Annotated in this window: 10 protein-coding genes; 1 reads left to right on the forward strand and 9 read right to left on the reverse strand. The window is 71.0% G+C overall.

All coding sequences use genetic code 11. The features are described from left to right. Positions 1-543 precede the first annotated feature (543 nt). The gene (ileS, locus tag ABZ312_RS15830) at positions 544-3,705 is read left to right on the forward strand and encodes an isoleucine--tRNA ligase (RefSeq protein WP_500437868.1); all 3,162 of its coding nucleotides are present in this window, start codon (positions 544-546) and stop codon (positions 3,703-3,705) included. A 662-nt stretch (positions 3,706-4,367) separates the two neighbouring features. On the opposite strand, the gene ABZ312_RS15835 is transcribed toward ileS, so the two are convergent. The 9 genes from ABZ312_RS15835 to ftsW form a co-directional block, all read right to left on the reverse strand. Continuing rightward, a complete protein-coding gene (locus tag ABZ312_RS15835) occupies positions 4,368-5,591 on the reverse strand; it encodes a DivIVA domain-containing protein (RefSeq protein WP_500330496.1) in 1,224 nt (407 codons plus the stop codon). A 46-nt stretch (positions 5,592-5,637) separates the two neighbouring features. Beyond that, entirely contained in the window at positions 5,638-5,928 is a 291-nt protein-coding gene (locus ABZ312_RS15840) for a YggT family protein (RefSeq protein ID WP_018557120.1), read from the reverse strand. Positions 5,929-5,990: 62 nt separating this feature from the next. After that, entirely contained in the window at positions 5,991-6,572 is a 582-nt protein-coding gene (locus ABZ312_RS15845; protein ID WP_018557119.1) for a cell division protein SepF, read from the reverse strand. A gap of 63 nt (positions 6,573-6,635) precedes the next feature. After that, on the reverse strand, positions 6,636-7,376 hold the full coding sequence (locus ABZ312_RS15850; protein WP_500360106.1) for a YggS family pyridoxal phosphate-dependent enzyme: 741 nt from the start codon (positions 7,374-7,376) through the stop codon (positions 6,636-6,638). Then, entirely contained in the window at positions 7,369-8,109 is a 741-nt protein-coding gene (gene pgeF, locus ABZ312_RS15855; protein ID WP_500330581.1) for a peptidoglycan editing factor PgeF, read from the reverse strand. The genes ABZ312_RS15850 and pgeF overlap by 8 nt, the downstream gene beginning before the upstream one ends. 15 nt (positions 8,110-8,124) lie before the next feature. Beyond that, positions 8,125-9,345 (reverse strand): cell division protein FtsZ, encoded by a 1,221-nt coding sequence (gene ftsZ / locus ABZ312_RS15860; RefSeq protein WP_500330492.1) that lies wholly within the window; start codon positions 9,343-9,345, stop codon positions 8,125-8,127. Between the two features lie 246 nt (positions 9,346-9,591). Next, entirely contained in the window at positions 9,592-10,365 is a 774-nt protein-coding gene (locus ABZ312_RS15865) for a cell division protein FtsQ/DivIB (protein ID WP_500330490.1), read from the reverse strand. Positions 10,366-10,549: 184 nt separating this feature from the next. Then, positions 10,550-11,641, reverse strand: a complete 1,092-nt coding sequence (murG, locus tag ABZ312_RS15870; protein WP_500330489.1) for an undecaprenyldiphospho-muramoylpentapeptide beta-N-acetylglucosaminyltransferase — start codon at positions 11,639-11,641, stop codon at positions 10,550-10,552. Positions 11,642-11,647: 6 nt separating this feature from the next. Next, a complete protein-coding gene (gene ftsW, locus ABZ312_RS15875) occupies positions 11,648-13,048 on the reverse strand; it encodes a putative lipid II flippase FtsW (protein ID WP_500437870.1) in 1,401 nt (466 codons plus the stop codon). Positions 13,049-13,067: the final 19 nt, after the last annotated feature.

The raw sequence follows: 13,067 nt of genomic DNA on the forward strand, positions 1-13,067 counted from the left end.
TTCACATATTGTGATCTTGCTCGCGAATCGTGCCGGAACGATAAATCGACTCCGGACCCGCGGCAACGGGGCACGCCGCCTGATCCGCCTGCCGCGCCGGGTCGGGAGGCAGGTCTGCATCGGTTGTGCCCAGCTCTCCACGAGGTATTCCGGTACCAACGGGTAACAGGGTGCGGACCGGGCCATTCGGGTCACACCGGCTCCCCGCGGAAACCCGGCCGACACGGCACCCCGCAGCCCCTTACACTGGGCGGAGCGAAAGGCGTGGAAGGGGACGAGTAGCGCCGTACGCAGCCCATAGCGACCCGGGGACGGTGGAAGCCCGGGGGTGTGCGCGACGTGAAGATCACCCCGGAGCCGCCGGAAGAAAGCCCGCGAGGGCGAGTAGACCCGGTAGCGCGACCCCAATGAGGGGGTTGCGGAGCGAGCCCGCGAGGGCCCGTCCGCAGCCAAGGAGGGTGGTACCGCGGGAGCAGTCACAGCACGTGCTCTCGTCCCTCCGACGGAATACGCACGCGACGTGTCCGCCGGAGGCAGAATCCGATGACGCAGTACCGCCAGGTCCCCGCCCAGGTCGACCTGCCCGCGCTCGAGCACGAGGTGCTCGCGTTCTGGCAGGAGAACAAGGTCTTCGCCCGCTCCCTCGAGCAGACCGAGGGCAAGCCCGAATGGGTCTTCTACGAGGGCCCGCCCACCGCCAACGGCATGCCCGGCGCGCACCACATCGAGGCCCGCGTCTTCAAGGACGTCTTCCCGCGCTTCAAGACGATGCAGGGCCACCACGTGACCCGCAAGGCCGGCTGGGACTGCCACGGCCTGCCGGTCGAGCTCGCCGTCGAGAAGGAACTGGGCTTCTCCGGCAAGAAGGACATCGAGGCGTACGGCATCGCCGAGTTCAACGCCAAGTGCCGCGAGTCCGTGACCCGGCACACCGACGCCTTCGCCGAGCTGACCACCCGCATGGGGTACTGGGTGGACCTCGACGACGCCTACCGGACGATGGACCCGGAGTACATCGAGTCCGTCTGGTGGTCGCTGAAGCAGATCTTCGACAAGGGCCTGCTGGTCCAGGACCACCGCGTCGCACCCTGGTGCCCGCGCTGCGGCACCGGCCTGTCCGACCACGAACTGGCGCAGGGCTACGAGACCGTGGTCGACCCCTCGGTCTACGTGCGCTTCCCGCTCACCTCCGGCCCGCTCGCGGGCGAGGCCGCGCTCCTGGTGTGGACGACCACCCCCTGGACGCTGGTCTCCAACACCGCGGTCGCCGCCCACCCCGACGTCACCTACGTCGTCGCCACCGACGGCCGGGAGAAGCTGGTCGTCGCCGAGCCGCTGCTCGGCAAGGCGCTCGGCGTGGGGGCACCTCCCGGGCCGTCAGGCCCAGGGGGAGGCTGGGAGGCCACCGGGCAGCGCTTCACCGGCCGCGAGATGGAGCGCTGGACGTACGACCGGCCCTTCGACCTGGTGGAGATGGAGGGCGCGCACTTCGTCGTCAACGCCGAGTACGTGACGACCGAGGACGGCACCGGCCTGGTCCACCAGGCGCCCGCCTTCGGCGAGGACGACCTCAAGACCTGCCGCGCCTACGGCCTGCCCGTGGTCAACCCGGTGCGCCCCGACGGCACCTTCGAGGAGGACCTGGAGCTCGTCGGCGGCCAGTTCTTCAAGAAGGCCGACGAGGCCCTCGTCGACGACCTGCAGGCGCGCGGGCTGCTCTTCCGGCACCTGCCGTACGAGCACAGCTACCCGCACTGCTGGCGCTGCCACACCGCGCTCCTCTACTACGCGCAGCCGTCCTGGTACATCCGCACGACCGCGGTCAAGGACGCCCTGCTCCGCGAGAACGAGCGCACCAACTGGTACCCGGAGGCGGTCAAGCACGGCCGCTTCGGCGACTGGCTCAACAACAACATCGACTGGGCGCTGTCCCGCAACCGCTACTGGGGCACGCCGCTGCCCATCTGGCGCTGCGAGGAGGGCCACCTCACCTGCGTCGGCTCGCTGTCCGAGCTGTCGGAGCTGACCGGCACCGACCAGACCGGCCTCGACCCGCACCGGCCCTTCATCGACGACGTCACCTTCGCGTGCCCGCAGTGCTCCGCCGAGGCCGTGCGCGTGCCCGAGGTCATCGACGCCTGGTACGACTCGGGCTCCATGCCGTTCGCGCAGTGGGGCTACCCGTACCGGAACAAGGAGCTCTTCGAGGGCACCTACCCGGCGCAGTTCATCTCCGAGGCGATCGACCAGACCCGCGGCTGGTTCTACACGCTGATGGCGGTCGGCACCCTGGTCTTCGACCGGAACGCCTACGAGAACGTGGTCTGCCTGGGCCACATCCTCGCCGAGGACGGCCGGAAGATGTCCAAGCACCTGGGCAACATCCTGCAGCCCATCCCGCTCATGGACCAGCACGGCGCCGACGCCGTGCGCTGGTTCATGGCGGCCGGCGGCTCGCCCTGGGCGGCCCGCCGGGTCGGCCACGGCACGATCCAGGAGGTCGTCCGCAAGACCCTCCTGACGTACTGGAACACGGTCGCCTTCCAGGCCCTGTACGCCCGCACCTCCGGCTGGGCCCCGGGCGAGGCCGACCCGGCCCCGGCCGACCGCCCGCTGCTGGACCGCTGGCTGCTGGGCGAGCTGGGCGCGCTCGTGCGGGACGTCACCGACGCCCTGGAGTCGTACGACACCCAGCGCGCGGGCAAGCTGCTCTCGTCCTTCGTCGACGACCTGTCCAACTGGTACGTGCGCCGCTCGCGGCGCCGCTTCTGGCAGGGCGACAAGGCGGCGCTGCGCACCCTGCACGACGTCGTCGAGACGGTGACCCGGCTGATGGCGCCGCTGGTGCCGTTCATCACCGAGCGCGTCTGGCAGGACCTGGTCGTCCCGGTCACCCCGGGCGCCCCCGGGTCGGTGCACCTGGCCGGCTGGCCCACGGTGGACGAGGCGCTGGTCGACCCCGTCCTGTCCGACCAGATGGCCCTCGTACGCCGCCTGGTGGAGCTGGGCCGCGCCACGCGTGCCGAGTCCGGGGTCAAGACCCGCCAGCCCCTCTCGCGGGCCCTGGTGGCCGCCTCGGGCTTCGAGGCACTGGGCGAGGAACTGCGGGCGCAGATCGCCGAGGAGCTCAACGTCGCCTCCCTGGCGTCCCTGAGCGAGGTCGGCGGCTCCCTGGTCGACACCACGGCCAAGGCCAACTTCCGCGCCCTCGGCAAGCGCTTCGGCAAGGGCGTCCAGGCCGTCGCCAAGGCCGTCGCCGAGTGCGACGCGGCGGCGCTGTCGCTGGCGCTGCGCGAGGGCAACGCGTCGGTCCTCGTGGACGGCGAGCCGGTCGCCCTGTCGGCGGAGGAAGTGATCATCACGGAGACCCCGCGGGAGGGCTGGTCCGTGGCGTCCGACTCCGGCGCGACCGTGGCGCTCGACCTCGAGATCACCCCGGAGCTGCGCCGCGCGGGCCTGGCCCGTGACGTCATCCGGCTCGTCCAGGAGGCCCGCAAGAACAGCAACCTGGACGTCGCGGACCGCATCGCGCTGCGCTGGGCCGCGGCGGACGTGGAACTGGCGGAGGCCCTCGCGGAGCACGCGCGGCTCGTCGCGGACGAGGTCCTCGCGACGGACTTCGCCTCCGGCGCCCCGGAGGAGGGCTACGGCCCCGCGTTCACCGACGAGGCCCTCGGCCTCACCTTCCACCTCCGCAAGCGGTAACCCCCGCGGGGCCGCACCCCACGCACCGCCCTCCGCCCACGTTCCCTGTGGGCGGAGGGCGTCGTCGTCCGCGGGTCGTTTGTGGTTGCGGTTGCGCCTGCGGCGGGCGGTTCCCCAGCCCGCCCTCCCTCCCCCAGCCTTCGGCCGGGGGGACCCCCATCCGGCGCGATTGGTGCGGGCTGCGCGCGTGCATGGTGGGCCGGGGCGTGGCCTCCGGGGCTGGGCCTTCGGCCGGGGGTGCCCCCAACGACCCCGCCCCCTCCGTATCGAGCGGCGGCCAACGGCTGGTTGGGGGTGAGTGGGCGGTCCGGGGTCGCCGCAGATGCCTTACTCACCCCCACCGGCCGTCATGCGCCCCAACACACCGGGAAGCGATGAGCGGCGGACCCGGTGCCGAATGACGTAGGGCCAAACCGCGAGCGCTGTGGGGGTCCCCCCGGCCGAAGGCTGGGGGAGTGCGCCGGCGCGCCACCGACCCCACAACGACCGCGCGAGGCGGTCACTGACCGCGCCGGGCAATCGGGCGGGAGGGCGGGTGGACGCCCGCCGCAGGCGCAAACAACCCGCACACAACCACCGGGCCGCAAGAGGCACGCCAAAGGGCCGGGCCCCGAGGGAAGCGATTCCCTGGGGCCCGGCCCTGTCACGCAAGCCGCAGGCGACTAGTTGTCGTCCTCGTCGATCAGGAACCCACGCATCGGCGTCGGCGCCTGCTGCAGCGGCGCCGGCCCCTGCGGCCGCACCGGTGCCATCGGCTGCGTCATAGCGGGAGACATCTGCTGCTGGCCGCCGTACGTCGGGTTCTGCCCGCCGACGCCGCCCATGCCCTGCCCGCCGTAGCCCTGGTTGCCGCCCATGGTGCCGGCGCCGGCCGTGGCCATGCCGCCCATGGTGCCGCCGCCCATCGTGCCGCCCATCCCGCCGGAACCGGAGGACAGGGACGCGGCCGCGGGGGTGCGCGGCGGGGCGAGCGAGTCGTCGGCCTGGTTCTCCAGCTGACGCAGCTGGCTCTCCAGGTACGACTTCAGGCGCGTGCGGTACTCGCGCTCGAAGCCGCGCAGGTCCTCGACCTTCCGCTCCAGCGTGGCGCGGGCGGACTCGAGGGAGCCCATGGCCACGCGGTGCTTCTCCTGCGCGTCCCGCTCAAGGGCGTCGGCCTTGGCGCGGGCGTCGCGCTCGAGGCCCTCGGCACGGCTGCGGGCCTCGCCGACGATCTTGTTCGCTTCGGCGCGCGCCTCGGCGATCGCCTGGTCGGCCGTCTGCTGGGCGAGCGAGAGCACACGGGCGGCGCTGTCGCCACCGGGGCCCTGCTGCTGCATCGGGTGACCGGGACCACCCATGGGGTGCTGGCCGTGCTGCTGGCCCATCGGGCCGGGACCCATGGGACCGCCCTGCATCGGGCCCTGGCCCATCGGACCCTGACCCATGGGGCCTTGGCCCATGTGGCCCTGACCCATGGGGCCCTGACCCATCGGGCCGGGACCCATGGGACCGCCCTGCATCGGACCCTGGCCCATCGGACCGGGGCCCTGCTGTGCACTGGGCCCGGCGGGCAGGGCGAGGCCACTGCCGGGTCCCTGGGGACCGGGGCCGCCCATCTGCTGGGGCGGCACCGGCTGCGGTCCCGATATGGCGGCGGGCACGGGGGCCCCGGGACCGCGGCCGTCCTGCGGCTCGGGCTTGCGCATGCCCTGCTGCTGGTTCTGGGCGGCGGCACGGGTCGCCGCGGCCAGCTTGGCGCGCAGGTCCTCGTTCTCGCGGAGCAGTCGGGTCAGTTCCGCCTCGACCTCGTCGAGGAAGGCGTCCACCTCGTCCTCGTCATAGCCTTCTCGGAGGCGGACGGTCGTGAACTGCTTGTTCCGCACATCCTCGGGGGTCAGTGGCATCTCTTCACCTCAACGTGATCGTCGACATATCGGGAGCCCGCATCGGTCATCCTCGCAAGCCCCCTACGACGGTGAGCAGGATGTACACGATGATCATCAATACGAAGAAGGACAGGTCGAGCGCCACGCCCCCGAGACGCAGCGGCGGGATGAACCGCCGCAGAAGCTTGAGTGGCGGATCGGTGACAGTGTAGGTGGCCTCCAGGACGACCACCATGGGCTTCCCGGGCTGCCACGATCGAGCGAACTGGAAAACATAGTCCATCACCAACCGGAAGATCAGGACGAGCAGGAAACACATCAGCGCGATCCACAGCACCTGGAGTGCGATGTCCATCGCGCTTCCCTCTCCCTTGCTCGTCCATGGCCCTCACGGCCGGTTTCGTACGGTTGCGTATCTCAGCTCTGATTGAAGAACCCGCCCTCGGCGATGCGGGCCTTGTCCTCCGCCGTGACATCGACGTTAGCAGGCGACAGCAGAAACACCTTCTGCGTCACCCGCTCGATGCTGCCGTGCAGCCCGAAGACCAGCCCGGCGGCAAAGTCGACAAGTCGCTTCGCGTCCGTGTCGTCCATCTCCGTCAGATTCATGATCACCGGCGTGCCCTCGCGGAAGTGTTCCCCGATCGTACGGGCTTCGTTGTACGTCCGGGGGTGGAGTGTCGTGATCCGGTACGGCTCTCGTTCCGACACGACCTTGGGCATGATCACCGGCGCGTTCTTCTCCAGGCTATGGCGTTCTTGTGTGATGGATGCCACTGCGGCGATCCGTGGTTCCCGGGGGGCCGGGGCGTGCACGATGCGTGCCGGTTCCTCCGGTTGTGTCTGATGTGGTGGCTGGTGGGACTGGTGCGGTCGGCGGGAGCGCTCCGGCTCGGGTTCCGGTTCGAACTCGTCGTCGGGGTCGAAGCCCGGGCCGTCGTACCCGTCGTCCTCCACGAGGCCGAGGTAGACCGCCATCTTGCGCATCGCGCCGGCCATGCTCTGCGTCCTCTCAGCGGGGAAAGACCATATTTTTTGTGTGGTCCGACTTGTTTGGTGACGTTACCCGAGCCCGGTCCGGACTCCGAGTACCGCGCTACCGATGCGTACGTGTGTCGCACCGGCGGCGACGGCCTCTTCGAGGTCCGCGCTCATCCCTGCCGAGACCATGTTTGCAGCCGGATGCGACGCGCGCAGGCAGGATGCGATTTCCGCCAGCCGATCGAAGGCGGCGCGGGGTTGACCCGCGTACGGCCCCGCCAGCGGTGCGACCGTCATCAGTCCGTCAAGGCGCAGCCCGGGGGCGGCCGCGACGGTTTCGGCGATCCCTTCGACGGCATCGGGTGCGATTCCGCCGCGGGCGCCCTGCGCCCCGGCCTCGGCGTCGAGCGCGACCTGGACCAGGCAGCCGAGCTCACGGTCGGCCCGCTCGGACTTCATGACGGCCGCGGAGAGCGCTTCGACCAGCCGGAGGCGGTCAACCGAGTGCACGAGGTCCGCGTAGCGGACCACCGAGCGCACCTTGTTCGTCTGCAGCTGACCCACGAAGTGCCAGGTCAGCGGTAGGTCCGCACAGGCCTCCGCCTTGGGGGCGGCGTCCTGGTCGCGGTTCTCCGCGACCTGGCGGACGCCGAGCTCCGACAGGATCCGCACGTCGCTCGCCGGGTAGGTCTTGGTGACCACGATCAAGGTCACCTCGTCCCGCGCCCGGCCGGCCGCCGCGCAGGCCGCCGCGATGCGCTCCTCGACCGCGGCCAGGTTCCCGGCCAGCTCGGCCCTTCGCTCTTGCGTACGGTCAGTCACTCGGGCCGTCCAGCCAGACATATCCCGCGAGTCGTCCGGTGGTCCGCTCACGGCGGTAGGAGAAGTGGTCTCCGGACTCCATCGTACAAATATGGGATTTCTCACCCATCGGGACACCCAGTCGGGCAAGTTGGGCGTGCACTCCGGTGGCGATGTCCAGGGAGGGGGTGCCCCAACTGGTGGTGGCACGGGCCTCGGGGACGGCGGCGGCGACCTCTTCGCGCATCGCCTCGGGCACCTCGTAGCAGGCGCCGCAGACCGAGGGGCCGGTCATCGCGGTGATCCGTTCCGCGCGGGCGCCGAGGCCGACCATGGCCTCGACCGCCGCCGGGACGACCCCGGCCAGCAGACCCGGGCGGCCGGCGTGGGCCGCGGCCACCACCCCGGCGTGCGCGTCGGCCATCAGGACCGGGACGCAGTCGGCGGTCAGGACCGCGAGGGCGAGTCCGGGCCGCGTGGTGACGACGGCGTCCACCTCCGGGACCCGGCCGTCGGCCCAGGGGGCGGCGACCACGGCGACGTCGTTGCCGTGCACCTGGTTCATCCACACCACCCGGGCGGGGTCGAGGCCCAGCCCGCGTGCGGCGAGGTCACGGTTGGAAAGGACGGCGGCCGGGTCGTCACCGACCGCGCCGCCGAGGTTGAGGCTGTCGTACGGAGCGGCGCTCACCCCTCCCCACCTGTCGGTGAAGGCGAAGTGGGCGCCGCCCGGACGTGCGTGGTTGAGCGTTATCACGTGTGACTGTGCTTACTTCAGGAAGTCGGGTACGTCGAGTTCCTCGGCGGCGGTGTCCTGGTACGGACGCGCCGGGGGAACCTGCGGGGCGATCGGCTGGGCCGGCACCTCGGCGACCGGCTCGGGCTTCGGCCCCTCCTCACGCTGGGTGACACTGCCCAGGCCGCTGAAGGCCGGGCGGGCCGGCTCGGTGGCCGGGGTGGCCGGACGGGCCGGCGACGAGGAGGAGTTCTCCTCGCGGGAGGAGTACGAGCCGAGCACCTTGTCGCGGTTGCGGGTCGGCGGCTGCCCGCCGTCGAAGCCGGCCGCGATGACGGTGACCCGGACCTCGTCGCCCAGGGCGTCGTCGATGACCGCACCGAAGATGATGTTGGCCTCGGGGTGGGCGGCCTCGCTGACCAGCTGGGCCGACTCGTTGATCTCGAACAGGCCGAGGTCCGAGCCACCGGAGATGGAGAGCAGTACGCCCCGGGCGCCGTCGATGGACGCCTCCAGCAGCGGCGAGGAGATGGCCATCTCCGCCGCGGCGACCGCGCGGTCGTCCCCGCGGGCCGAGCCGATGCCCATGAGGGCCGAACCCGCCTCGGACATCACGGACTTCACGTCGGCGAAGTCGAGGTTGATCAGACCGGGGGTGGTGATCAGGTCGGTGATGCCCTGGACACCGGAGAGCAGCACCTGGTCCGCGGAGCGGAAGGCGTCCAGCACGCTCACCTGGCGGTCCGAGATGGACAGCAGCCGGTCGTTCGGGATCACGATGAGGGTGTCGACCTCGTCGCGCAGCCCCGCGATGCCGTCCTCGGCCTGGTTGGCCCGGCGGCGTCCCTCGAAGGTGAACGGCCGGGTGACCACACCGATGGTGAGGGCGCCCAGCGTGCGGGCGATGTTGGCCACGACGGGCGCGCCGCCGGTACCGGTGCCGCCGCCCTCGCCCGCGGTGACGAAGACCATGTCGGCGCCCTTGAGCACCTCTTCGATCTCCTCGCGGTGGTCCTCGGCGGCCTTCCGGCCGACGTCCGGGTTGGCCCCGGCGCCGAGTCCACGCGTGAGTTCACGGCCGACGTCCAGCTTGACGTCGGCGTCGCTCATCAGCAGGGCCTGTGCATCGGTGTTGATCGCGATGAACTCGACGCCCTTGAGACCGACCTCGATCATCCTGTTGATGGCGTTCACGCCACCGCCGCCGATGCCGACGACCTTGATGACTGCGAGGTAGTTCTGCGGTGCTGCCACGTCGAAGGCCTCTCGCCTCGAGTTACGTATACCTGTGGGGACCGTCGGGAAGGCCGGCCGATCCGAACCCTAACCCTGAGGTTTAGGGTTACCAGTATGTCTGTCCCGCACTGTCTTTGGGACAGGACACTAAATCGACAAGCGGTTCGCGTTCAACGAACACGCCGAACCTCCCGTTTTTCTTTTGACCCTATGTGATCACGCCAGAGCCGGACCAACCAGGGTGTCGAACAGAAGGCTGGGACGTCAACTGTCCGACGCAGCAGGGGATGTTGGGGCGCTCACGTCGAAGAACTCGGCATCGTGCTCGACTTTCATCAGCGCCGCGAGGGCAACCGCTTTCTCCGCCCCTCGATCCGCACTCCCCCACATCACCGCACGCCCACCGGTCAGTTCGACCGTAATGTCGTCATATGAGCGCACATCGATGAGCTGTGCGTCCCGGTATGCGACCTTCGGCAGGTCCGCCGCGACCTGAACCGCCGCCGCCAATAGTCGTTTTGTCCCAAAAAGACGATAGCTCGCGGAGTCGCGGTCAGGCCTCAATTCGATGATGGGCACACCCTTGAGAGGAGTGTCCCGCTCGTCGAACCGGAAGCCGTCCGCGTCGACTTCGACGAAGTACCCGTCACCTTTCACAAGGGCGGCGGGAGTTCGCTCCGTCACTTTCAGTGTGATCGCGTGCGGCCACGAACGCTCCACTTCCACGGCGGAGATGCGCGGCAACCGCGCCTTCAGCCGGCGGGCGATCACGTCCGTGTCCACGGAAACCAGCGGCCCGTTGAGCGGCACCTGCGCGGCGTCGCGCACCTGGTCGGGGTAGAGCACCTCCGTGCCCGTCACGCGGACCTGCGTCGCGCGCAGCCAGGCGGAGCCGTACAACAGCCAGGTGCCCGTGCCGCCCAGCACGGTGGCCGCGGCGAGCGCCGTCAGGACGATGAGGCGCCGGCTCCGCCGCGGCGGGCGCTCGGTCCCGCCGTCCTGCTCGCCGGCCGCCGGGGCGGTCGTCGGTACGGCCACGTTCGCCTCCGGGGTCGTCGGAACTGCCTTGCGCTTCCGGGCAGGCTAGTCGTCGTGCTGGGTGCCCGGGCGGCCGCGCGCCGCCCGGCGGGCCGGGCCTCCTCCCCCGTGACCCCAACGGAGCACGGGGGACCCCCGGCGTCGCCCGCCGGGGGTGCCGGAGGTGCCCGGCCGGCACCGGGGTTCAGCCGCGGCGGGCGGCGATCGCCTCGTAGACCATGCCGACGAGCAGCTCGTCGGCGTGCGGGCGGCCGAACTCTGCCGCGGCGCGCGACATTTCGTACAGGCGGTGCGGATCGGTCAGGACGGGCAGCACGTTGCCGAGCACCCACTCAGCGCTGAGGTCCGCGTCGTCGACGATGACGCCGCCGCCCGCCTTGACGAGCGGCTGCGCGTTCAGCCGCTGCTCGCCGTTGCCGATCGGCAGCGGGACGTACGCGGCCGGCAGGCCCACGGCGGAGAGCTCGGCGACGGTCATGGCGCCGGCCCGGCAGAGCATCATGTCGGCGGCGGCGTAGGCGAGGTCCATCCGGTCCAGGTAGGGGACCGGGACGTACTGCGGCATGCCGGGCATGTTGTCGGCGTGCGGGAGCTCGTTCTTCGGGCCGACCGCGTGCAGGATCTGGACGCCGGACTGCTGCAGGCGCGGGGCGACGGAGGCGATCACCTCGTTGAGCCGCCGGGCGCCCTGGGAACCGCCGGAGACCAGCAGGGTCGGCAGGTTCTGGTCGAGGCCGAAGGCGGCACGCGCCTCCGCGCGGACCGCGGCGCGGTCGAGGGTCGCGATGGACCGGCGCAGCGGGATGCCGACGTAGCGGGAGTGCCGGAGCTTGCTGTCCGGGGTGCTCACGGCCACGTAGCCGGTGTAGCGGGAGCCGATCTTGTTGGCGAGGCCCGGGCGGGCGTTGGCCTCGTGCACCACGATCGGCACGCCGAGCCGCTTGGCGGCCAGGTATCCGGGCAGGGCGACGTAGCCGCCGAAGCCGACGAGCGCGTCGGCCTTGGTCCGCTCCAGGATCTGCTCGGCGGCCTTGATGGTGCCGCGCAGCCGCCCTGGGACGGTGATCAGCTCGGGGGTGGGCTTGCGCGGCAGCGGGACGGCCGGGATGAGCGCCAGATCGTAGCCGCGTTCCGGCACCAGCCGGGTCTCCAGACCCCGCTCGGTGCCGAGTGCCGTGATCCCCACGGTCGGGTCCTGCCTGCGCAGGGCGTCGGCGAGCGCGAGCGCGGGCTCGATGTGGCCGGCGGTCCCCCCACCGGCGAGTACGACATGCACCGAAATTCACCGCTCTCCGGACGGTCGCCGTCTGACGAACCGCCTCATCGTCCGTGTCATTGCCCCCGGCCAGTAGCCGGGCCCCCGCGCGTTGAGTGCCGCTCGCGCGGCGGGCTCGCTCCTCGCGAAGGAGATGAGCAGCCCGATCGCGAACATGGTCGGCAGGAGGGCCGAGCCTCCGTAGGAGAACAGCGGGAGCGGGACACCGGCGATCGGCAGCAGGCCGAGCACCGCACCGATGTTGACCACGAACTGCGCCGTGATCCACGTCGTCACGCCTCCCGCGGCAAACCTGACGAAGGGCTCCTCCGTACGACCGGCCACGCGGATACCCGCATAGCCTAGAGCCGCGAAGAGGACGAGCACCGACAGCGTCCCCGTCAGCCCCAGTTCCTCCCCGGTCACGGCGAAGATGAAGTCGGTGTGCGGCTCGGGCAGTTGACCCCATTTTTCCACGCTCGCGCCGAGTCCGGAACCGAACCATCCGCCCGAGGCGAGGGCGTAGATCCCGTGCACGGCCTGCCAGCAGCCGCCACCGGGAGTGACGTCGGTGGCCCCGATGCAGGCGAGCCGGTCCATGCGGTTGCCGCTGGTCTTGATCAGCAGGAAGCCGATCATCCCCGCGACCCCCAGGACGCCCGCGAACAGGCGGGTGGGGGCGCCGGCGATCCACAGCAGGCCGAACAGGATCGCGGTGAGGATGATCGCGGTGCCCATGTCACCGCCGAGCATGATCAGGCCGAGCAGCAGGAAGGCGACCGGCACCAACGGGATCAGCAGGTGCTTCCACTGAACGAGGAGCTTGAGGTCCTCCTTGCGGGCCAGCAGGTCCGCGCCCCACAGGACGAGCGCGAGCTTGCCGAACTCACTGGGCTGCAGCTGGAACGGGCCGCCGAGGTAGAGCCAGTTCTGGTTGCCGTTGACGGACTGCCCTATCCCCGGCACCTGGACCAGGGCCATGAGGAAGACCGAGCCGACGAGCAGCGGGTAGGACAGCGCCCGGTGCAGCCGCACCGGCACCCGCGAGGCCGCGACGAGCAGGCCGGTGCCGAGCACGGCGGCGAACAGCTGCTTGCGGAAGTAGTACGTGGACGGCAGCCCGTACTCCAGCGCCTTGATCTGCGAAGCGGAGAAGACCATCACCAGGCCGAGCACGGTGATCAGCAGGCTGCTGCCGAGGATGACGTAGTACGCGGTCAGCGGGCGGTCCCAGGTCCGCATGGCGCGGTCCAGGACGACCCTGGCGCCCCGCAGCGCGCTGCCCCGCGACGCCTTCCCGCCGGGGGTGCGCGCCCCGGCGGCGGCCGCCCCGCGCCGGGGCGGCACCGCCCGCGGGGGGCGGGCGGGCGCCTTCAGGGCGTTGCGGGAACGAGAACCGGAGGCGTCACCGTGGTCGGCTGCCGTCATGTCCCCTCCTAGGTCGCGG

The sequence above is a fragment of the Streptomyces sp. NPDC006207 genome (assembly GCF_040613835.1).
Taxonomy (GTDB): Bacteria; Actinomycetota; Actinomycetes; order Streptomycetales; family Streptomycetaceae; genus Actinacidiphila.